Consider the following 21,537-nt stretch of genomic DNA (forward strand, 5'->3'; position numbering starts at 1 on the left):
GGGAACGAGAGCGGCCCGGACCGCCGAGGCGATCCGGGCCGTCTCCCGCGGAGGCTGTGGGGGGATCAACCTCCGAGGAACGGGACGACCAGCACGGCGATCGTGATCACCGGGCCGATCACGACCATCGACAGCCCCCAGATCGTCAGGTGACGGTAGAGGCGGGGCCGGTCGTCCTCGTGAGCCGACGCGACGATGGTCGCACCGGTCGTTCCGAACGGCGCGCAGTCGACGAGGGACGCCGAGATCGCGAGCGCGTAGATGAAGCCGGTCATCTCCAGTCCGCCGCCGGGCAGCAGCAGCGGCACCGCGAGGGGGACGAGAGCGCCGATGATGCCGATCGTCGAGGCGAAGGCCGAGACGAGGCCGGCGATGATGCAGAGGACGAGCGCGGCGACGAGCGGCTCGTTCACCGAGCGGGCGAACTCGCCGAGCTGGTCGATGGCGCCGAGGCGGGTGAGGACGCCGACGTAGGTGATGATGCCGCCGAGCAGCAGGATCGTGTTCCAGTCGACCTTGCCCAGGCCCTCGCGGCCGGCCTTCGGGTTGATGAAGGCGAGCAGCACGGCGAGGGTCAGCGCGACGGCGCCGAGGTTGAGGTCGACGTCGTTCAGCGTGAGCGTGAAGAACGCGATGACGAGCACGGGGATCGAGACGAGGGTCATCAGCTGGTAGCCGGTGAGCTTCTGCGCCGCGGTCTGCGTCAGCACGCCGGTGACGCCGGAGCCGCCGCCGGTGCCGCCGCCGGTGCCGCCCGGGCCGCCGCCGGTGCCGAGCTCGGTCGACGCGGCCTTGGCGGCACGGCCGCGGGCGATGAGCTCGCGTCCGCCGAACATGAGGAACGCGACCGCGACGATGAGCGTGTTGATGCCGACCGACAGACCGAACATGAGTGCGGCGTTGTAGGGGATGCCGGCGGTCGTGGCGACCGTCAGCACGGTGATGCCGACGATGCTCGTGGGGGCGAGGGCGCCGCCGACGATCGCGGAGCTCATCGCGATGCCCATCATCGTGGAGTGGATGCGGTGCTTGTGCGCGAGGCTCATCGCGATCGGGACGAGCGTGAAGGCGGCGTGGGAGGTGCCGAGGCACGCGACGAGCGTCCCGACGGCGAACATCGCCCACGGGATGAGGGCGACGCGGTCCCCGATCAGCCGCACCGACCGGTCGACCAGCCAGTCGATGGTCCCGACGGCGCGGGCGATGCCGAAGAGGTAGGTGATGCCCAGCAGGATGAGCAGCGCGTCGACGGGGAAGCCGCCGAGCACGTCGTCGAGCGACTCGCCGACGACGAGGACGCCGATGATGCACGCGGCGACGAGGGCGAGCGCGCCCATGTGCACGTTGCGGATGGCCGAGATCGCGAAGACCGCGACGAGGACGATGAGGGCGATGACCTCCACGTTCATGCCGTCACCCCGCAGGGCCGGGTCGGGGGGTTCTGTTCACGGTGCATCGTCGTCGATCTCCTGAAGGTCGAGAGGGAAGGGGTCAGGCACCCAGCGCGAGGCCGGTGCGGTAGGCCGCCTCGACGGCGTCGGGCACGCCCTCGAGGTCGTGGAAGCGGACGAGGGCGCCCGCGGGGACGTCGGCGCGCAGGCGCGCACCGGACAGCAGGTAGTACGGGGCGATGTCGCCCGCGTCGGGCGCGACGATGACGGGCGCCACGCCGGAGATCTCGTGGTGGTGCCCCTCGACGCGGAACGCCGTGCCGGCGGGCAGATCGCCGGACGCTCGTGCGGCGAGCACGGTGTGCTGGCGCGGCTCGGCCGTCGTGGCCGTGCCGTCGACGGCCGCGGCGATGGTCAGCGGCGTCTCGACCCCCATGAAGTGGTACGGCCAGTAGATGCAGGCGTATCGGCCGTCGCGGCTCACGACGTGCCCCTTGCCGCGGAGGATCTCCCACGTGGTGTCGTCGCCCGTGCGGACGATGGCGAACACGCCGCCCGCGAAGCTGGCCTCGCCCGGCAGACGGAGCATCGAGAACACGTCGACGACGCCGGTGGCATCCAGGATCCCTCCGTCGGCGCGCTCGGCGTAGACGTCGGCGAGCTCGTCGGGACGGACGACGGGGTAGTGCATGGTCTCGACGTCGGCGACGGCGCCGGTGTAGAGCGAGACGACGTTCATCTCGCACGAGTCGGCGGCGGCGGCGCGCTTGAGCCCCGCGACCGCGGCGGCGCGCGCGTCGAGGGTGGCGCGCAGGTCGTCTCCGCGCTCGAGCAGACCCGACAGCGCCGGCGCCTGCTGCTCGACGCCGTTCTGGTTCACGATCCCGGTGGCCGGGTCGAAGACGAGGTCGTACTCGCTGGACTTGCCGAGCGCGACGATGTCGAAGCCGGTCGCGAGGACCCACTCGACTAGGCGCAGCAGGTTCGCCGGCTGGTCGCCGTCGCCGGGCAGGTAGCGGAGGCCCCGCTCGCGCGCCTTCGCGCTGAGGGCGACACCGGCGACGGTCTCGACCTCCTTGCTGACCATGACGACGTGCACCCCGGCCTCGAGGGCGGCGTCGGCGTACGCGTGACCCGCGTCGATCCGGCCGGTCGCCTCGACGAGGACGTCCACGTGCGACCAGGCGACCTGGGATGCCGCCGACACGAGCGCGATCCGCCCGCCCTCCACCGCTTTGACGGTGTCGGCCGCGTCGGCGACGACGACGATCCGTTCGGGGGCGACCTCGAGATCGGTCAGCATGCGCCGGACGCCGTCGACGTCGGGGTCCACGAGCTGCACCGCGACCATGTCGGGGAGACGGCGCAACTGGTCGAGGAGCGTCCGGCCGTACCCGCCGTTCGCGCCGGTCAGGGCGATGCGGATCGGGGCCGGGCGGCGGGGGGCCGAGCTGTGGATCACCGTTGTTCCTCTTACGTCGTCGAAAGTCGTGGCGTGCGCGCCGGGCGCACCTCGGGTGCTCCGCAACTGTAACGCTGTCTCACAGATTTTCAAAGTATCGTCTCAAATAATCACATACACTGTCGTCGGGCTCGCGCCGCGCGAGCATGACACCAATGAAGAGGTCCTGCATGTACATCGGCGCCATCGCTGACGACTTCACCGGAGCGACCGACGTCGCCACCGCGCTGCGCGATCGCGGACTGCGCACGACGGTCGTCATCGGCGACCACGACATCCCGTCCGACGCCGACGCCGTCGTGGTCGCGCTGAAGTCGCGCACGGCCCCGGTCGACGAGGCGGTGGCCGCGTCCGTCCGCGCCGCCGACCGGCTGACCGCGGCCGGCGCGGAGCGCCTGTATGTGAAGTACTGCTCCACCTTTGACTCGACGGACGAGGGCAACATCGGCCCCGTGCTCGACGCCGTCCTCGAGCGCGTCGCCGCGGACCGCACGGTCGTCGTGCCCTCGTTCCCGGGCAACGGCCGGACCGTCCGCGACGGACGCCTCTTCGTCGGCGGGACGCTCCTGGAGGACTCCTCGATGCGCCACCACCCGCTCACGCCGATGACGAAGTCCCGTCTCCGCGACATCCTCGCGCCGCAGACGCGCGCCGCCCTCACCGAGATCGACCTGCCGACGGTCCGCTCCGGCCCCGTCGCGCTGCGCTCCGCGATCGACGCCGCCCCCGCCGGATACCTGATCATGGATGCCGTCACCGACGACGACCTCGCGGCGATCGCCGCCGCCACCGCCCACCTGCGGGTCCTCTCCGGGGGTGCCGCCCTGGCCGCCGCCCTCGACGCCCCCGCCGGGACCTCGCCCGGCGCCCTGCCCGACGTCGGCGCGGGCCGCCTCGTCGTCTGCGGCTCGGCGTCCGCGGCCACGCGGGCGCAGATCCGCGACGCGATCGACCGCGGTGCCGCCGCGCGGCAGGTGGACGTGGATGCCGCCCTCGCCGACCCCCGCGTGGAGGCGGCGGTCCTCGCCGACTGGGTGCGCCGGCTGCCCGACGACGCCCTCCCCCTCGTGTACTCCGTCGGCGTCCTGACCGACGTGCGCGTCGGCTCGGCGGACGCCTCCGCCGCGGTCGAGCACGTGCTGTCCGCGCTGGTCGCCGACCTCGTCGGAGCGGGGGACGTCCACCGCGTCATCGTCGCGGGCGGCGAGACGAGCGGGGCCGTGGTCCAGGCGCTCGGCGTCACCGCGCTCCACATCGGCCCGCAACTCGCGCCGGGGGTGTGCTGGAGCGTCGGGACGGCGGCATCCGGAGTCTCCGTCGCCCTCGTTCTGAAGAGCGGGAACTTCGGCGCCGTCGACCTGTTCTCCGCCGCCTGGAAGGAGCTCGCATGAGCGCCATCGACGACCTCGTGTCCGCGGGGCGCGCCCTCGTCGAGGCGGGTCTCAGCCCGGGCAGCTCGGGCAACGTGAGCGTGCGGGAGGGTGACCGCATCCTCATGTCCGGCACCGGTACGCGCCTGGGAGCCCTCGGACCCGACGACATCGCCGTCCTCGACCTGGACGGACACCCGCTGAGCGGTTCGCGGCCGTCGAAGGAGGTGCCGCTGCACGTCGCCATGTACGCGCGCACGCCCGAGCACACCGCGGTGGTGCACGTGCACTCGCCCTCGACGGTCGCGGTCTCGTGCCTCGAGCCGTGGGCTCCGCACAGCGCGGTGCCGCCCCTCACGCCCTACTCGCTCATGCGCGTCGGCCAGGTTCCGCTCCTGGAGTTCGCCCCTCCCGGCGATCCCGCGATGGGCGATCTCGTTCGCGACTGCCCCTTCCCGTTCCGCGGTGCGCTGCTCGCCAACCACGGCGCCGTCGTCAGCGGCGTCGACCTGCCCTCCGCCGTCGACAGCACGATCGAGCTCGAGGAGGCCTGCCGCATCACCCTCCTCACGGACGGACGGGAGCGACGGCTGATCGCCCCCGCGCAGGTGCGTGCGCTGACGGAGCGCTGGGGCACGCCGTGGTCCGAGACCGCTTCAGTAAGCTGACCGGGACCGAGAGGCCCCGATGACCGACGCAGCTCCGATGATCCCCGAACAGCGCCGCGCGAGCATCGTCCAGAGCCTGCACCGCGAGCGCGTGCTGAGCTTCCGACAGCTCAGCAGCCTGCTCGGGGTCAGCCAGATGACCGTCCGACGCGACGTCGCGGTCCTCGAGGAGCAGGGCCTCGTGCACTCGACGGCCGGTGGGGCCAAGCTCGCCCCGCGGCTCGTCCTGGAGCCCACGCGCGCCGAGAAGGCCGCGAGCGAGGTCGCGGAGAAGAGCGCGATCGCGCAGGCGGCGGCATCCCTCGTCCACGACACGATGACGGTCTACCTCGACGCCGGCACGACCGCGCAGGCCATGCGGCCGTTCCTGGAGCAGGTGAGCGACCTGACCGTCGTGACCAACGACCTCGCCACGGTGCAGTCCTTCATCGACCACCCGAGCGCCGACCTCATCTGCGTCGGCGGCCGGGTCGACCGGACCAACCTCTCCACGATCGGGCGCCTCACGCGGCTCTCGCTCGCGGAGCTGTCGCTCGATCTCGCGTTCATCTCGTCGAGCTCCTGGGACCTCGGCCACGGCATCACGACGCCCGTCGAAGCGAAGATCGAGGCCAAGCGCGCCGCGGTCGAGGCGGCCGAGCGGTCGGTCCTCATCGCCGACAGCTCGAAGTACGGGCGCTTCGCGAAGTACCGGGCGCTCCGCCTGTCGGAGCTGCAGACGGTCATCACCGACGCCGCCCTCCCAGACGCTGCGGCGGCCGCGATCGGCGAGGCGGGCATCGAGGTCGTCCGCGCCTGAGGAGGGCGGCCGTCGCGCCGGACGACGCGGTCGCCTCCGTCGTGCCCGAGGGCGCCCGGGCCGTCGCGCCGTGGGCCGTCCGTCCGCCACGGGTCAAGCCGGTGCGGCGGATGCCGCGCGGCTGCCAAGATCGACCCATGGCAGACGACGACCTCCCGGACTCCCTCGAGCCCGGTATGCGCGTCGCCCCGCGCCCGCAGCCGCCCGCACCGCCGACGCCGAAGGGCGATCTCCGCGCGGCGTCGATCGTCGCCATCGTCACCGGCTCGACCGTGGTCCTCTGGTACGTCTTCCTGGTGTCGGTCAGCGCCGTCGCCGACCTCGATCAGCTCTTCTGGATTCAGATCAGCATGTGGGTCCTCGCCGGCGTCTCGTTCGTCGCCGGCATCCTGAGCCTGAATGCCCGCATGGCCCGCGAGCTGGCCGCGGCCGGCTTCATCTCGGGGGTCGCCGCGTTCCTGCTGTCGATCTCGATCGGCTTCTTCAGCGGCGTCGACCTCCTGAACTGATCCACCGCGGAATCGGACACGGACCCCGGAATCGGATGCCCATGGCATCCTGATCCGATTCCGGCGTCGCCATCCGATTCCGCGGGCCCGGTCGGACCGGGGCCCCCACCCCGCCGACCGGCGCCCTGCGGCTCTTACTCGGCGAACGCCCCGGAGAGGAACGCGACCGCCTGCGCCACCGCCGCCTTCGCCGCGTACGTGTCGTGCAGCGAGTTCACCATCACGAAGTCGTGGGTGATGCCCTGGTAGCGCACGGCGGTGGTGGGCACCCCGGCCTGACGCAGCTTGGCGGCGTAGGCCTCGCCCTCGTCGCGCAGCACATCGGCCTCGGCGGTGATGACGAGCGCCTGCGGGAGGCCCGACAGCTGGTCGAGGCTCGCCCGCAGCGGCGAGGCCGTGATCTGCGCGCGGTCGTCCTCACTCGTCGTGTACTGGTCCCAGAACCACTTCATCCCGTCGCGCGAGAGGAAGTAGCCTTCCGCGAACCGGTGGTACGACTCGGTGTCGAAGGCCGCGTCGGTCACCGGGTAGAACAGCACCTGCGCGGTCAGGTCGAGGCCACCCCGCTCCTTCGCCAGCAGGGTGATCGCGGCCGACATGTTGCCGCCGACGGAGTCGCCCGCGACGGCGATACGCGTGGCATCCAGGTCCTTCGTCGCCCCCTCGGCGACGATCCACTGCGCGGTCGCCCAGACCTGCTCGATCGCGTGCGGATAGCGCACCTCGGGCGAACGGTCGTACTCGGGGAAGACGACGGCCGCGCCGGTCCCGACCGCGATGTCGCGCACGAGGCGGTCGTGCGTGTGGGCGTCGCCGAAGACCCAGCCGGCGCCGTGGATGTAGATCACGACGGGGAGCGCGCCGGTGGCCCCCTGCGGGCGGACGATGCGGACCTTCACCGATCCGCTCGGGCCGCCGGGCACCTCGATCCACTCCTCGTCGACGTCCGGCTTGAAGATCGGCGCGTCCTGGACGCCGTCGACCGCGGCACGCCCCTCGGCGGGCGGCAGCTGGTACAGGAACGGCGGTTCGCTGGTGGCATCCACGAACTCCTGGGCGGCGGGTTCGAGGGCGATGCCGTGGGGGTTACCGGACATGATCGTGACCTTTCTCGTGGATCGAGGGGCGAGAACGGTCGTTCTCGTCGGTAAGGCCGACTGTAGAGAACGATCGTTCTCACGTCAAGTAGACTTCACCCCATGACGGACGACCCTCGCCAGCGCATCGTCGATGCCGCAGACACCCTGTTCTACGGGCGCGGCATCGGACAAGTCGGAATGGATGCCGTTCGCGACGCGGCCGGCGTCTCCCTCCGGGCGCTCTACAAGGCGTTCCCCTCGAAGGACGATCTCGTGATGGCGGTGCTCGAGAAGCGGCACGCGCTGTGGACGTCGGGTGTGACGGCCGCGGTGGAAGCCATCGACGACGATCGGGGCAGGCTGCTCGCGGTGTACGACTACCTCGCCGGGTGGTTCGAGGAAGCGGACTTCCGGGGATGCGGCTTCATCAACGCCTTCGGTGAGCTGGGGGCGGCCAACGCGGACGTCGCGCGGACCGTCCGCGAACACAAGGCGGAGTTCCAGCGCTACGTCGCGCGGCTCGTGAACGACGCGGGGGCGCCCGGGACCCTCGCTCCGCAGCTCGCCATCCTCGCGGAGGGCGCGCAGACCACCGCCGCCATCGCGGGGACCCCGGATGCCGCCCGGCACGCGCGCGCCGCCGCCGTCACGCTCATCGACGCCGCTGTGCCCGCCGCCTGACGCGGTGGCCCGCGGACCCCGCACCATGCGCGGCGCCCAGCCCACCGCCCAGAATCGGATCCAGTCCCCAGAATCGGATGCCACCGGCCGATTCATCCGAATCCGCGGCCGTCATCCGATTCCGCGCACACCCGGCCGCGGCGCGCCGGCCTCAGCGACCGGTCGTGCCGCCGTCCCAGGAGCGTGCGAGCTCGACGACCGCCGCGACCGCGGCCTCGGTGTCCGCGGGCGACCCGCCCGCGCGACCCGCGACGAGTCCGGCCACGAACGCGCTGAGGGGGGCGGCCGGGCGGGCGACGCCGTTCGCGACGTCTCGGGCGAGGTCGAGCACGAGCGAGATCGGGATGTCCCCGTCGGCGAGGCCGAAGCGCTCGGCGAGCGCCGCGCTCCAGTCGTTCAGCGCCTCGGGCGGCAGCGTGCGGGAATCGGTCATCGTTCCTCCTCGGACGTCGTTCAGATCGTCCCACGTGTCGATGTCCCGCGTCAGCGCGGCTCCCACGGGGACCACCTCGACCTCGAGCCGTCCGAGGAGCGCCCGCATCGAGGCATCCCGTCCCCGGTCGGGAAGGAGGGATGCCGCCTGCCTCAGGGCGTCCGTGCGATAACGGCCGATCAGCCACTGCGCACTCTCTCCGTCGCCGAGGCAGACGCCGTCGCCCGGGATCTCGACCGCGGCGAGCGCCGTCACGGCGGCGCCCGGGTCGGCCAGGTCGCAGGCGAGGAGCCACACCTCCGCCGCCCCCACCCGCGGAAGGGCGGCGACGATCCCCGCGACGGGGCCGCCGAACGGAGGGTCCTCGCGGACCCAGTCCACGGCGAGGCCGGCGTCGAGCACCGGCGCCGCAACCACGACCCGGTCCACCCCGACGGCCCGGACGGCGGCGACCGCGGCCGCGAGCAGCGTCGTGCCCCCGACGGTGAGGAGCGGCTTGACCGCGCCGCCGAGGCGAGACCCGCGCCCGCCCGCGAGCAGGATCGCGTCGGCGCTCACCGGGGCATCCCCGCTTCGCCGAGGCGGGACCCGCGCCCGCCCGCGAGCAGGATCGCGTCGGCGCTCACCGCGGCATCCCCGCCGGAGGTCACCACAGCATCACGTCCACGGCGTCTCCCGCCTCGCGGTCGCGGCCGTCGGGCGGGATGACGGCCAGTCCCCCCGCCGCCGCGAACCCGCGCGTGGAGCCGCCGGCACCGGGGGCGGGCGGAACGGCCCGCCAGGTCGCCGGGTCGGTGCGGTCGATCGCCACCGGCACGTACTGCGTCCGGCCGGAGCGCCCGCGCCACGATCCCGCCAGCGTCAACGCGAGGGTGGGCCGTCCGAGATCGCTCGCCCCCTCGAGCGCCGACAGCGCCGGACGGACGAACAGCTCGAACGACACCGCGGCGGCCGTCGGGTTCCCCGGCAGCCCGAGCAGCAGCATTCCGTCTGGGGAATATCCAAATCCCTGGGGTCTCCCGGGCTGCATACGCACCTGCGAGAAGCGCATCACCCCGCCGAGACTCATCCGCACGACCTCGTACGCGCCCGCGCTCACTCCTCCCGACAGGACCACCGCGTCGGCGCCCGCGGCCGCCGCGTCCGCGATCGCGCGTCGCAGTCCGTCGCCCTGGTCGTCGACGCTGCCCCGCAGGACGACCTCGGCACCGGCCTCCTCCGCGAGCCCGGCGAGCAGCAGGCTGTTCGACTCCGGGATCCGCCCGCGCTGCAGCGGCTCCCCCGGCGGGACGAGCTCGGACCCCGTCGACACGACCGCGACGCGCGGCGCACGGCTGACCGGGACCGACGGGATGCCGGCCGCGGCGAGCGCGGCGACACGTCCCGCGGTGAGCCGCAGCCCGGCGGCGACCACCACATCCCCCGCGCGCACGTCGGACCCCCGCCGACGGATGTGGGCGCCGTCGGCGCGGGGCGGACGCTCGACGGTCACCGTCTCGAGCCCACCCGCCAGACCGGCGCGCGTGTCCTCGAAGGGCACCACGGCGGTGGCGTCGGTCGGCAGCGGCGCACCGGTCATGATGCGCGCGGCCTCAGCGGCATCCATCCGGGGGTCCTCGGCGGTGCCGGCGGGCAGGTCGGCGACCACGCGCAGGGTGACGGGGGTGTCCTGGACGTCGGCGAAGCGCACCGCGAAGCCGTCCATCGCGGAGTTGTCGAAGGCGGGCACGTCGACGGCGGCGAGCGCCGGCGCGCGGAGGATGCGACCGCGCACCTCGGCGATCGGTCGGTCCTCCGGGGCGAACGGCTCGACCACGGCGAGGATCGACGCCAGGTGCTCCGCGACGTCGACGGTTCCGTCCTGCGCACCCATGCCCCCAGCGTAGGTGCGGGCGCGGAGCGGGACGGGAGGGGATGCCGCCAGGGGAGGACGTCGGGCCGGTGAGAAGTCCTCCCTTCCCGACATGTCCTCCCCGCGACCCCCGACCCCGCGCTACCGTGAGCGCCATGAGCGACCTGACGTACAGCGAGGTCGGCGCGACCGCCGGCGAGCTGCCGTCCGGGTATCACCACCTCCGCCGGGCCCGCACGATCGGCCGCGGCCGCGTCGTCTTCGAGCAGGCGGCGGATGCGCTGTTCCACGGAGCGGTGCAGCGTCGCGCGGGGGCGGAGATCACGCTGTCGCAGACGCCGCTGCGCGTCGGGACCCGCGTCGACATGCGCCTGCGTCTCGGACCGCTGCGCTTCACCGCCCCGTGCATGGTCGTCTGGGCCGAGCGCACGGACCACCACGCCGGCTTCGCGTACGGCACGCTCCCCGGTCACCCCGAACGGGGCGAGGAGCGCTTCGAACTGACCCTCCACGAGAACGGCGACGTGACCTTCCTCATCGTCGCCTTCTCGGCGCCCGGCCGCTGGTTCACGCGGATCGGCGCCCCCGTCGGCCGCCTCGTCCAGGCCTGGGCGACCCGGCGGTACCTCGAGACCCTCCCCTGACCCGCGGCACCGGCAGACCCCCCTCCCGGCGGGGCTAAGGTCGGGACCATGGATGCCACCAGGACGGCACGCTCATGGGACGCCTGACCGCCTCCCGCCGCGTCACCCGCATCACGCTCTCCGGCGCGAACCGGCAGCGACCGGATGCCGTCGCCGTCGAGGAACCGCTCGAGATCCGGGTCCATGGCTCGCCGCTGGCCGTGACGATGCGCACCCCGGGCCACGACGTCGAGCTCGCGGCGGGCTTCCTCGTCTCGGAGGGCGTCATCAGCCGCGGCGAAGAGTTCTCCCGCGCCATCCACTGCGGCGGACCGGGCACCGGCGGGGCCGACGGCAACACGTACAACGTGCTGGACCTCACCCTGGCCCCGGGTGTCGCCCTCCCCTCCCCCGATATCGCCCGCAACTTCTACACGACCAGCTCCTGTGGCGTGTGCGGCACGGCCTCGATCGACGCGGTCGAGAAGGTCTCGTCCCACGATGTCGCGAGTGACGGCATCCAGGTGTCCGCCTTCGACATCGCAGCCTTCCCGGACCGCCTGCGCGAGGGGCAGAAGGTCTTCGACAAGACCGGCGGACTGCACGGGGCCGCGCTGTTCGACGTCGCCACGGGCGAGATGCTCGTGGTGCGCGAGGACGTCGGACGTCACAACGCCGTCGACAAGGTCGTCGGCTGGGCGGTGCTCAACGACCGCCTCCCCCTCCGCGGGACGGTCCTGCAGGTCTCGGGCCGCGTCAGCTTCGAGCTCGTGCAGAAGGCCGTGATGGCCGGCATCCCGGTCCTGTCGGCCGTCTCGGCGCCGTCGTCGCTCGCCATCGAGCTCGCCGAGCGTGCCGGCCTCACCGTCGCCGCGTTCGTCCGCAACGGCAGCATGAACGTCTACACCCGGGCCGACCGCGTGGACACGACCGGCATCGGTTCCGCAACCCGGGCCGAGGCGGACCTCCCGGGCGTACGCTGACCCGGGATGCGGGGGATGGATGCCACCACCCCGGCGCCGTGACCAGCGGAGGGTGAGCATGGGTGACGCGTTCGGTCTGATGAAGGACGTTCCGCGACAGGGCGGTCTCGGACCGCGGTCGTCCGGGGCCTGGACGAGCAGCGGGACCTACGACCACCCGGCCGCCGGCTGGGGTGCGGCCATCACGGTCGGAGAGGTGCTGGTCAAGCAACGCCTGCCGCTGGCGGGAACGCGCGCGATGTTCACGATGAACCAGCGCAAGAGCGGCTTCGACTGCCCCGGATGCGCGTGGCCCGACGACCGCGGCGTCGCCCTCGACATCTGCGAGAACGGCATCAAGCACGTCACGTGGGAGATGACGCACAAGCGCGTCGGCAAGGAGTTCTTCGCCGCGCACTCGGTGTCGGAGCTCGCCGAGTGGACCGACTTCGACCTCGAGGACGCCGGCCGCCTGGTGGGCCCGATGGCCTACGACGCCGACACCGACCACTACGTGCCCATCTCGTGGAACGACGCGTTCCGCACCATCGCGCACCACATCCAGGCGCTGGACTCCCCCGACCAGGCGGCGTTCTACACCTCCGGACGCCTCAGCAACGAGGCATCCTTCCTGTACCAGCTGTTCGCCCGCGAGCTCGGCACCAACAACCTGCCTGACTGCTCGAACATGTGCCACGAGGGCTCCGGTCGCGGCCTCACCGCGTCGCTCGCCACGGGCAAGGGCACCGCCGACCTCGAGGACTGGCAGACCTGCGACGCGCTGTTCGTGCTGGGCGTCAACGCCGCCTCGAACGCCCCCCGCATGCTCACGACCATCGCCGAGGCGATCGACCGCGGCGCCCAGGTCGTGCACGTCAACACGCTGCGCGAGGCCGCGTCCGGCAGCACGATCGTCCCCCACGAGATCGTCGACATGGCGACCTTCCACGCGACGCCGACGAGCACGATGGACCTCCAGGTGCGGCCCGGCGGCGACCTCGCGCTCGTCCGCGGCATGGCGAAGGTCGTGTTCGAGACGTCCGAGACCGATCCGACCGCGCTGGACCGCGACTTCCTCGCCCGCTACACGGACGGGCTCGACGAGTACCGCGCCCTGGTCGAGGCGACGTCGTGGGACGAGCTCGTGGAGCAGTCGGGACTGACCGAGGCCGAGATCCGCGGCGCCGCCGACGTGTACCTCTCCGCCGAGCGCACGGTCATCAGCTGGTGCCTCGGCGTGAGCCAGCATCGGCACGGCGTGGACACCGTCCGCGAGATCGTCAACCTCCTGCTGCTGCGCGGGAACGTCGGCCGGAAGGGCACCGGTCCGTCGCCGGTGCGCGGCCACAGCAACGTGCAGGGCAACCGCACGTGCGGTATCAACCACAAGCCGACCGAGGACTGGCTCGCGAAGCTCGACGAGGTCTGCGGCATCGTCTCGCCGCGCGAGCCGGGTCTGGACACCGTGCACACGGTGGCGGCGCTGCACCGCGGCGACCTGAAGGTGTTCGTCGGCATGGGCGGCAACTTCGTCCGCGCGGCTCCCGACACCGCGCTGACGGCCGAGGGCATGTCGCGCACCGACCTCACCGTCCACGTCAGCACGAAGCTGAACCGCAGCCACATCGTCCACGGCAAGGCCGCGCTCATCCTGCCGTGCCTCGGGCGCACGGAGCGCGACGAGCAGGAGTCGGGTCTGCAGTCCATCTCGACCGAGGACGCGATGAGCTCCGTCATGCTCTCGCTCGGGTCCCGGCGGCCGGCGTCGCCGCACCTGCTCAGCGAGCCCGCGATCATCGCCGGGATCGCCCGCGCGACGATGCCCGCGTCGCGGACGCCGTGGGAGGAGTACGTCGCCGACTACGACCGCATCCGCGACACGATGGCGGAGGTGCTCCCCGGCTTCGAGGGCTTCAACGAGCTCGTGCGCCAGCGCTACGGCTTCCGCATCCCGCAGCCGGCGCGCGAGCGCGACTTCCGCACCCCGTCCGGCAAGGCGGAGTTCTCCCGGGCGGAGCTGCCGAACGTGATCCCCGAGGAGGCCGACGTCCTCGTCCTCCAGACGATGCGCTCCCACGACCAGTGGAACACCACGATCTACTCGGCGGACGACCGCTACCGCGGCATCCGGAACATCCGGGAGCTCGTCTTCATGAACCGCCGCGACATGCGCGAACGCGGGATCGCCGAGGGCGACCTCGTCGACATCGTCGCGACCTCGCTCGACGGGTCGGTGCGCAGCGTCACCGCGTTCCGCGCACTCGAGTACGACACCCCGCGCGGCAGCGCGGCCGGGTACTTCCCCGAGATGAACGTGCTCCTCGGGCCGGATGACTACAGCCGCCAGAGCGACCAGCCGCTGATGAAGGACATCCGCGTGCGCATCGCGAAGACGGCCTGACCCGCGCGCGCCGCGGATTCGGAGCCGCGCCGCGGATTCGGACCGTTTCGGCCACGGCATCCGATTCCGACGCCCCTATCCGAATCCGGCGACGGCCGACGCCCCTACTCCGGCGACGGCCGAGCCCGCGGGCACGGACCCGGACGACCGCCCAACTAGACTGATGCCGTCCGGCCCCCGCGATTCTTGGAGCTCAGCCGCGTGACCAACTCACCCGAATCCGCCGCACCCGCCCACCGCACGGCCCTCGCCGACACGGTCGACAACGCGATCGCCACGCCGGAGAAGGACCAGCCGTACGGCGCCCTCGGTCTGAAGGACGACGAGTACGCCAAGATCCGCGAGATCCTGGGCCGCCGCCCCACCAGCGGCGAGCTGGCGATGTACTCGGTCATGTGGAGCGAGCACTGCTCCTACAAGTCGAGCAAGATCTACCTGCGCCAGTTCGGGCAGAAGGTCAGCGACGAGATGAAGACCCGCCTCATGGTGGGCATGGGCCAGAACGCCGGCGTCGTCGACGTGGGCGACGGCTGGGCGGTCACCTTCAAGGTCGAGTCGCACAACCACCCCAGCTACATCGAGCCGTTCCAGGGCGCCGCGACCGGCGTCGGCGGCATCGTCCGCGACATCATCTCGATGGGCGCGCGCCCCGTCGCGGTCATGGACCAGCTGCGCTTCGGCGCGATCGACCACCCCGACACCCCGCGCGTCGTGCACGGTGTCACGAGCGGCATCTCGTTCTACGGCAACTGCCTCGGCCTGCCCAACATCGGCGGCGAGACGGTGTTCGACGCCGTCTACCAGGGCAACCCGCTCGTCAACGCGCTCGCGGTCGGCGTCCTCCGCCACGAGGACCTCAAGCTCGCCAACGCGAGCGGTGCGGGGAACAAGGTCGTGCTGTTCGGCGCCCGCACGGGCGGCGACGGCATCGGCGGCGCCAGCATCCTGGCATCCGACACCTTCGCCGACGGCGGCCCCACCAAGCGTCCCGCCGTCCAGGTGGGCGACCCCTTCGCCGAGAAGGTGCTCATCGAGTGCTGCCTCGAGCTGTACCGCGACGACCTCGTCGAGGCCATCCAGGACCTCGGGGCCGCGGGCATCTCCTGCGCCACGAGCGAGCTGGCCGCGAACGGCGACAGCGGCATGAAGGTGGAGCTGTCGAAGGTCCTGCTGCGCGACCCCTCGCTCACGCCCGAGGAGATCCTCATGAGCGAGAGCCAGGAGCGCATGATGGCGATCGTCGCGCCCGAGAAGCTCGACGCGTTCCTCGCCGTGGTCGGCAAGTGGGACGTCGAGACCAGCGTCCTCGGCGAGGTCACCGGCGACGGCCGTCTCGTCATCGACTGGTACGGCGAGCGCATCGTCGACGTCGACCCGTCCACCGTCGCGGTCGACGGCCCCGTCTACGAGCGCCCCGTCGCCTATCCCACGTGGATCGACGCCCTCAACGACGACACCGCCGCGGCCCTGGAGCGGACCACGGATGCCGCGGCCCTCCGCGACCAGTTCACGACCCTCGTCGCGAGCCCCAACCTCGCCGACACCTCCTGGATCACGAACCAGTACGACTACTACGTCCTCGGCAACACCGCGCTGAGCTTCCCCGACGACGCGGGCATGATCCGCGTGGACGAGGAGACCGGCCTCGGCTTCGCCATCGCGACCGACTGCAACGGCCGCTACTGCCAGCTCGACCCGTACACCGGCGCCAAGCTCGCCCTCGCCGAGGCGTACCGCAACGTCGCCGTGACCGGCGCGGTGCCCACCGCCGTCACCGACTGCCTGAACTTCGGCAGCCCCGAGAACCCCGAGGTCATGTGGCAGTTCAGCCAGGCCGTCGAGGGCCTGAGCGATGGCTGCCTCGAGCTCGGCATCCCGGTCACGGGCGGCAACGTGTCGTTCTACAACCAGACCGGCGACCAGCCGATCCACCCCACCCCGGTCGTGGGCGTGATGGGCATCATCGACGACGTCGCCGCCCGCATCCCGAGCGGCTGGCAGGATGCCGGCGAGAACCTGTACCTCCTCGGCACCACCGCCGACGAGCTCGACGGCTCGCAGTGGGCGGGCACGATCCACGGCCACCTCGGCGGGCGCCCGCCGAAGGTCGACCTGGCGCAGGAGCGCAAGCTCGCCGAGCTGCTGCAGGCCGCCGGCTCCCAGTCCCTCGTCTCGAGCGCGCACGACCTGTCGGCCGGCGGTCTGGCGCAGACCCTCGCCGAGGGCGTGCTGCGCTTCGGCGTCGGCGCCCGCGTCTGGCTCACCGAGCTCATGGAGCGGGACGGCGTGGATGCCACTGCCGCCCTGTTCAGCGAGTCCACCGGCCGCGTGCTCGTGAGCGTGCCGCGCGAGGAGGACGTGAAGTTCCGCGGCCTGTGCGACGGTCGCGGCTACCCGGTGCTGCGCATCGGCGTCACCGACATCGAGCCGGGCGTGGAGGCCTCCCTCGAGATCCAGGACGTGTTCACCGTCCCGGTGTCGGAGCTGCGCCGCCTGTCGACCGAGACGCTGCCCGCCGTGTTCGGGCCGACCGTGTCGGAGCCCGTCGCCTGACCTTCCGGGGCAGCGGCAGAGAGGACGCGGAGTGAGCATCGACGACGACGACGACATGACCGTCTTCAGCGACCGGCGCCAGCGCCGGGTGAAGATCACGGCGTGGGTCGTGATCGCCGCGCTCATCATCACCGGCGGCGGCGCCACGGTGTTCGCCCTCATCTTCGGCTGACCGGGGAGGGATGCCACCCCGTGGCATCCCTGGTCCCGTCCGACCCCGCGCGGATCTCGCAGGACCGCGCGAACCTCGCCGTTCGGGCGCGAATCCCGGCGAGTTCCGTGGCCTTCTGCGAGGTCCCGCGCCGGACGTCAGTACTCGGCGATCGGCCGGACCTCGACGTACCCGTACAGCGGCGCCCGGCGGGCGTAGTCCTCCGCGGCGTCGGCGTCGGCCACGTCGACCAGGTAGTAGCCCGACAGCCCCGCGGCGGGGCGGGGCGGATCCGCCAACGGCGTGGAGATCGTCGTCGTGGTCGCGCGGACCTCGTCGGTCTCCGCGAACTGCCCCGCGCCCGCGAACACCCCGTCGTCGCGCAGCGTCTTCTCGTACTCCATCCACGCCGCGTAGTCCTCGTCGGCGTCCCCGCCCGCATAGCTGCCGTCGGACCACATCAGGAGCATGACCTTCATGACGACCTCCCCCGTCGCTTCCGGCCCAGCCTGGCACCCGGCACCCGGCCGCGGAAGGAGCCGTCGCTACGGGTTCCGGCCGGACTCCCGGCGCCGTGTCGGGGGCGGCGCTTAGCATGGAGGGGTGGAACCGCTCCTGGTGATGCTCGCCGAGTGGTGGTGGATCGGACCCGCAGCGGCCGGTGCCGGCACACTCGGCTGGGTCGGAGTGCGCGCATCGCAGCGTCGCCTCGCTCTCCCGGCCGGTCGAAGCACGACCGCCCGGGTCGCCCGCGCCGCCCAGACGCGACCGCTCGGCAAGAACGCGGCGCGGCGCCTCGAGCTCGACGCCGCGACCCTCGACCTGCAGATGACACGGCAGGCGATCGTCCGCGGACGCGCCGAGGTCAAGGCGGCCGAGGCCGAGGTGGTCCGCGCGCAGGCCGACGCGGCCGCCGCGCGCACCGGGACCAGTACGGTCGCCGCGGCCCGGCGCCGGCTGCAGGACGCCCAGCGCGAGCTGCGGGCCACGGCCGCCGAGGTCCGCGCCCGGCGGGCGGGGGTCCGCGCCGCCAAGGCGATGCTGCCGGCCATCCGCACGGGCACGGCGCCGCTCCCCGTCGCGCGTTTGCTCGCGGAGCACGACGCGGTGCTGGCCCGGTGGATGCAGTACGAGACGGACCCGGCCCTCGCGATCGCCCACCCGGAGATGACCGACGCCCGCTCGCCGCTTCTCGCGGAGTTCCTCCGGGCGCACGAGCACGCGCAGTGGCTGCGCCCCGCCTCGGTGACCGTACGCCTCACGCCCCGCGACTTCCTCGCCTACCGCGACGCCGTCCGGCGGGTGTCGCACACCTTCGCACACGCCGAGGGCGTGGCCCGCGGCCGGCGGCCCCACGACCCGGCAGGGCCGACCCCCGACGCCTGGAGCCAGGTGGCATCCGACCTCGCCGAGACGGCGCAGCGTGCATTGGCCCGCTCGATGGAGTCGATGGGACGGGTCGCCGCCGAGAAGTGGCAGGAGCGCTCGACCCGCCGGGGCAAGAAGGCGACTCCGGATGCCACCCCCTCGGCATCCACCCCCGAAGACCCCGTGTGGCCGGTGCCCGGCCGCGACCGTCCGGAGCCGCCGACCACCTGACCGTTCCGGACCCGGCGCGTAGCATGAGGCCCGTGAGCGAGTTCTGGATGTTCGTCGCCGACAAATGGTGGCTCGCCTTCCCGCTGTTCGGGATGGTCATGGGAGGGTTGGGCGCCGCGCACAATCGCAAGGAGATCCGGGCCCGCCGCCGTCATCGCGAGAAGCTCGAGCTGCTGCGCGCCCAGGGCGGACAGCTCCCGCCGGCCGCAGCTCCGCCGAGCGCGATCGCACCGCAGCCCGTCGACCGGCTCACCGCGGCCCACGACGACGTCACGCACCGCTGGCTCGACTACGAGCTCGACGTGTCCAAGCTCATCGCCTATCCCGCCATGAGCGACGGGAGGCAGCCGCTGACGGCCGCGTTCCTGCGGGCGAAGAAGGTGGCCGACAACCTGCGTCCGGCGCCGGGCGAGACCGTCACCGCGGAGCAGCTGAAGGAGTACCGCGACGCGGTCACCGACTACGAGGTGGCCTTCGACGTCGCCGAGCGCGACGCCCGCCGGATGAAGGACACCGCGTTCTCGGATGCCGAGCGCAAGCGCCTCGACACCGCGAAGCAGTTGCTCGGGGTCGCGATCGACCAGGCCGCCACCCCGCACGAGCGGCAGCTGGCCTACAAGCGCGTGCGTGAGGAGCTCGACGGCCTGATCTGGCTGTCGGATGCCGCGGTCGACGAGCTGGAGAAGAAGGTCGCCCTCGAGCTCCCGCGCGAGCGCAGCACCCCCGCGGGCCCCGAGCCCGCCGTCTGACCTCGGGCCGGCGCGCGCCGCGCCGCGCCGCCCGGCTCGCTCCAGAATCGGACCAACGCGGCGGATTCGGACCGTATCCGCTCCCGCGTCCGATTCCGACGCCCCGATCCGATTCCAGCGCGACGCGGCGCCAGCGCGACGCGGCGACGCGGCGACGGCGCGACGCGGCGACGGCGGCAAGCGGCTACCGCGCGCGGCGGATCCGCACGGGCCCGCGCGCCGTCTCGACGTCGACGACCTCGCCCCGCTGCGTCACCTCGACCTCGCCGAGGTCGACGAGGGCCCGGGCCGCGTCGCGCGCCGGCTGCATGAGGTCGCGCCAGTCCTCGCCGCCGACGGCGCGCGCCGCCTCCGACGGGCAGATCGTCTTGCCGGCGTCGCGCGCGGCCAGCAGCTCGCGGATAAATGCCACGAGCCGGGGGTCCGCATCAGACGTCGCGCTCACCTGTCCAGTCTCCCTCCGCACCGGACCGCCCGGGCCAGAATGACCCGGTGATCACCGAACGCCACGCCCCCGACCTGCCCGGCCGCGCCGTCATCGCGCAGCGGTGGAACCGCGCGGTGTTCGCGCATTGGCGCGTCGACCCCGCCCACGTGGCTCCGCTGCTGCCGCCCGGGACCCGCCCCGACGTCCACGACGGCTCGGCGTGGGTCGGCCTGGTGCCGTTCGTGCTGAGCGAGTTCCGCTTCCTGCCGCTGCCGCCGGTGCCCTTCGTCGGCTCGTTCACGGAGATCAACGTCCGCACGTACGCGGTCGACGACGACGGGCGCCGCGGCGTCGTCTTCCGCACGCTCGAGGCCGAGCACCTCGCCCCGGTCCTGGCTGCGCACGCGCTGTTCGGCCTCCCGTACCGCTGGGCGCGGGCGGGGGTGCGCACGGAGGGACGGCGCATCGAGTACCGGTCGCGCCGCCACGGCGGGACGCGTGCGGGCACGCGACTCCGGGCCACCCTCGGCACGGAGACGGTCGACACGCCCCTCTCCCGTTTCCTCACGGCGCGGTGGGGCTTCCACGAGCGGCACCTGGGCCGGACCATCTGGGCCGCCAACAGCCACGAGCCGTGGCCGCTCGTCGCGGCCGACATCGACGTGCTCGACGACGACCTGCTCGCCGACGCCGGCTTCCCGGGGCTCGCGGGTCGGGCCCCCGACTCGGTGCTGGCGATGCCCGCGGGCCACCCCGGCTTCATCACGCGGTTCTCGGCCGCCCGCGGCATCCATCCCTCCGTCCGCTGACAGGACGAGACCCTCCGCGCCGGGCCCGGGGGCGGACGGCGGGGAGGGTCTCGGTGACGCGACGGTCAGCTGCGCTGCGTGGAGAACGCGTCGGGGTACTGCTCGAGCCAGGCGTCGACGGCCTCGGCCTCGCGGCCCTCGCCGTACTCGTTGACGACGAGGTCCTCGAGGGCGCCGTACTGCTCGTCGTCGAGCTGGATGCCGGCGATGAGCTCGGCGGCATCCGGGTACTGCTCGGCGAAGCCGGCCGTGCCGAGGAAGTGCAGCGCCTCGGGGTCGCCCATGAGGCCCTGCGGGTCCTCGAGGTCCTTGACGTCGTAGGCGTCGTTCGCCCAGAACGGCCGCCAGAGGGTCACCGCGATGTCCTCCTGCGCCGCGATCGCGTTATCGAGCTCGGTCAGCATGGCCGCCGTCGACGACGTCACGAGCTCGAACTGCCCGTCCAGGCCGTAGCCGGGGAGCATGCTGTCCTGCGTCTGCGCAGTGAGGCCCGCCCCGGGCTCGATGCCGTAGATGCGCCCCTCGAAGCGGTCGACGTTCGCCGCGAGGTCCTCGATGGAGTCGATGTCGACGTAGCTCGGCACCGCGATCGTGAGCTTCGCGTTGTCGTAGTACGCACCGAGGTCCTCGATGTCGTCGCCGTAGGCGTCCATGTAGGACTTGTGCGTGAGCTCGGGCCAGGCCGACGGGTAGATGTCGACGTCGCCCTGGGCGAGACCGGTGTAGAGCGGGCCGGCCTCGGTGAGGGTCTGCATCTCGACGGAGTAGCCGAGCTTCTCGAGCTGGTCCTCGAGCAGGTACGCGGTGCTCAGGCCGTCGGTCCACGAGGGCAGGAAGCCGAGCGTGATCGTGCCGCGGTCGCCGCCGTCGCCCGAGCCGCCGTCGGCCTGGTTGCCGCTGGCGCAGCCCGCGAGGGTGAGCGCGCCGACGGCGCCGAGGGCGAGGGTCGCGGTGAGGTGTCGCTTCTGCATGCTGTGTTCTCTTCCGTTTCGTGTGTGATTCCGGATGCCTCCGCGCGG

21 protein-coding genes are annotated in these 21,537 nt (G+C 72.6%); 13 read left to right on the forward strand and 8 right to left on the reverse strand.

Going from position 1 to position 21,537, the window contains the following annotated elements; genetic code table 11:
- Positions 1–65: 65 nt before the first annotated feature.
- Both ACO03V_RS02855 and ACO03V_RS02860 read right to left on the reverse strand, forming a co-directional pair.
- The gene (locus ACO03V_RS02855; protein ID WP_423136541.1) at positions 66–1,409 is read right to left on the reverse strand and encodes an SLC13 family permease; all 1,344 of its coding nucleotides are present in this window, start codon (positions 1,407–1,409) and stop codon (positions 66–68) included.
- 82 nt (positions 1,410–1,491) lie between these two features.
- The gene (locus ACO03V_RS02860; RefSeq protein WP_423136542.1) at positions 1,492–2,853 is read right to left on the reverse strand and encodes a homoserine dehydrogenase; all 1,362 of its coding nucleotides are present in this window, start codon (positions 2,851–2,853) and stop codon (positions 1,492–1,494) included.
- Positions 2,854–3,023: 170 nt separating this feature from the next.
- On the opposite strand from ACO03V_RS02860, the gene otnK reads away from it, so the two are divergent.
- The 4 genes from otnK to ACO03V_RS02880 all read left to right on the forward strand — a co-directional run bounded on the left by otnK (position 3,024) and on the right by ACO03V_RS02880 (position 6,199).
- Complete coding sequence (gene otnK, locus ACO03V_RS02865) at positions 3,024–4,244, forward strand: 3-oxo-tetronate kinase (protein ID WP_423136543.1); 1,221 nt, start codon at positions 3,024–3,026, stop codon at positions 4,242–4,244.
- Positions 4,241–4,891 (forward strand): class II aldolase/adducin family protein, encoded by a 651-nt coding sequence (locus ACO03V_RS02870; RefSeq protein ID WP_423136544.1) that lies wholly within the window; start codon positions 4,241–4,243, stop codon positions 4,889–4,891. The genes otnK and ACO03V_RS02870 overlap by 4 nt, the downstream gene beginning before the upstream one ends.
- 19 nt (positions 4,892–4,910) lie before the next feature.
- The gene (locus ACO03V_RS02875; protein WP_367733975.1) at positions 4,911–5,690 is read left to right on the forward strand and encodes a DeoR/GlpR family DNA-binding transcription regulator; all 780 of its coding nucleotides are present in this window, start codon (positions 4,911–4,913) and stop codon (positions 5,688–5,690) included.
- A 137-nt stretch (positions 5,691–5,827) separates the two neighbouring features.
- Positions 5,828–6,199 (forward strand): hypothetical protein, encoded by a 372-nt coding sequence (locus ACO03V_RS02880; protein WP_423136545.1) that lies wholly within the window; start codon positions 5,828–5,830, stop codon positions 6,197–6,199.
- A gap of 134 nt (positions 6,200–6,333) precedes the next feature.
- Here ACO03V_RS02880 and ACO03V_RS02885 read toward each other — a convergent pair whose 3' ends face one another.
- Complete coding sequence (locus ACO03V_RS02885; RefSeq protein WP_423136546.1) at positions 6,334–7,296, reverse strand: alpha/beta hydrolase; 963 nt, start codon at positions 7,294–7,296, stop codon at positions 6,334–6,336.
- A gap of 102 nt (positions 7,297–7,398) precedes the next feature.
- On the opposite strand from ACO03V_RS02885, the gene ACO03V_RS02890 reads away from it, so the two are divergent.
- Positions 7,399–7,959: a TetR/AcrR family transcriptional regulator gene (locus ACO03V_RS02890; protein WP_423136547.1), complete on the forward strand. Its 561-nt coding sequence runs from the start codon at positions 7,399–7,401 to the stop codon at positions 7,957–7,959.
- 151 nt (positions 7,960–8,110) lie between these two features.
- On the opposite strand, the gene ACO03V_RS02895 is transcribed toward ACO03V_RS02890, so the two are convergent.
- Both ACO03V_RS02895 and glp read right to left on the reverse strand, forming a co-directional pair.
- On the reverse strand, positions 8,111–8,950 hold the full coding sequence (locus ACO03V_RS02895) for a DUF6457 domain-containing protein (protein ID WP_423136548.1): 840 nt from the start codon (positions 8,948–8,950) through the stop codon (positions 8,111–8,113).
- 88 nt (positions 8,951–9,038) lie between these two features.
- The gene (gene glp, locus ACO03V_RS02900) at positions 9,039–10,265 is read right to left on the reverse strand and encodes a gephyrin-like molybdotransferase Glp (protein WP_423136549.1); all 1,227 of its coding nucleotides are present in this window, start codon (positions 10,263–10,265) and stop codon (positions 9,039–9,041) included.
- A gap of 134 nt (positions 10,266–10,399) precedes the next feature.
- On the opposite strand from glp, the gene ACO03V_RS02905 reads away from it, so the two are divergent.
- The 5 genes from ACO03V_RS02905 (at position 10,400) to ACO03V_RS02925 (ending at position 16,955) form a co-directional block, all read left to right on the forward strand.
- On the forward strand, positions 10,400–10,888 hold the full coding sequence (locus tag ACO03V_RS02905) for a DUF1990 family protein (RefSeq protein WP_423136550.1): 489 nt from the start codon (positions 10,400–10,402) through the stop codon (positions 10,886–10,888).
- 74 nt (positions 10,889–10,962) lie between these two features.
- On the forward strand, positions 10,963–11,850 hold the full coding sequence (gene fdhD, locus ACO03V_RS02910) for a formate dehydrogenase accessory sulfurtransferase FdhD (RefSeq protein ID WP_367733954.1): 888 nt from the start codon (positions 10,963–10,965) through the stop codon (positions 11,848–11,850).
- A 58-nt stretch (positions 11,851–11,908) separates the two neighbouring features.
- Positions 11,909–14,230 (forward strand): FdhF/YdeP family oxidoreductase, encoded by a 2,322-nt coding sequence (locus ACO03V_RS02915; protein WP_423136551.1) that lies wholly within the window; start codon positions 11,909–11,911, stop codon positions 14,228–14,230.
- A 201-nt stretch (positions 14,231–14,431) separates the two neighbouring features.
- On the forward strand, positions 14,432–16,783 hold the full coding sequence (purL, locus tag ACO03V_RS02920) for a phosphoribosylformylglycinamidine synthase subunit PurL (protein ID WP_423136552.1): 2,352 nt from the start codon (positions 14,432–14,434) through the stop codon (positions 16,781–16,783).
- Positions 16,784–16,814: 31 nt separating this feature from the next.
- Positions 16,815–16,955: a hypothetical protein gene (locus ACO03V_RS02925; RefSeq protein WP_367733950.1), complete on the forward strand. Its 141-nt coding sequence runs from the start codon at positions 16,815–16,817 to the stop codon at positions 16,953–16,955.
- 137 nt (positions 16,956–17,092) lie between these two features.
- Here ACO03V_RS02925 and ACO03V_RS02930 read toward each other — a convergent pair whose 3' ends face one another.
- The gene (locus tag ACO03V_RS02930) at positions 17,093–17,413 is read right to left on the reverse strand and encodes a YciI family protein (RefSeq protein WP_423136553.1); all 321 of its coding nucleotides are present in this window, start codon (positions 17,411–17,413) and stop codon (positions 17,093–17,095) included.
- 124 nt (positions 17,414–17,537) lie between these two features.
- On the opposite strand from ACO03V_RS02930, the gene ACO03V_RS02935 reads away from it, so the two are divergent.
- Positions 17,538–18,533, forward strand: coding sequence for a hypothetical protein (locus ACO03V_RS02935; RefSeq protein WP_423136554.1), 996 nt, complete (start codon positions 17,538–17,540; stop codon positions 18,531–18,533).
- 23 nt (positions 18,534–18,556) lie between these two features.
- A complete protein-coding gene (locus ACO03V_RS02940) occupies positions 18,557–19,282 on the forward strand; it encodes a hypothetical protein (protein ID WP_367733946.1) in 726 nt (241 codons plus the stop codon).
- Between the two features lie 184 nt (positions 19,283–19,466).
- Here ACO03V_RS02940 and ACO03V_RS02945 read toward each other — a convergent pair whose 3' ends face one another.
- Entirely contained in the window at positions 19,467–19,727 is a 261-nt protein-coding gene (locus ACO03V_RS02945) for a DUF3253 domain-containing protein (protein ID WP_423136555.1), read from the reverse strand.
- A gap of 47 nt (positions 19,728–19,774) precedes the next feature.
- Between ACO03V_RS02945 and ACO03V_RS02950 the strand changes: the two genes are divergently transcribed.
- A complete protein-coding gene (locus tag ACO03V_RS02950) occupies positions 19,775–20,518 on the forward strand; it encodes a YqjF family protein (protein ID WP_423136556.1) in 744 nt (247 codons plus the stop codon).
- A 65-nt stretch (positions 20,519–20,583) separates the two neighbouring features.
- On the opposite strand, the gene ACO03V_RS02955 is transcribed toward ACO03V_RS02950, so the two are convergent.
- Positions 20,584–21,489 (reverse strand): glycine betaine ABC transporter substrate-binding protein, encoded by a 906-nt coding sequence (locus ACO03V_RS02955; protein WP_423136557.1) that lies wholly within the window; start codon positions 21,487–21,489, stop codon positions 20,584–20,586.
- Between the last annotated feature and the right edge of the window lie 48 nt (positions 21,490–21,537).

This window comes from Microbacterium sp. HMH0099 (assembly GCF_049384025.1).
Classification (GTDB): domain Bacteria; phylum Actinomycetota; class Actinomycetes; order Actinomycetales; family Microbacteriaceae; genus Microbacterium.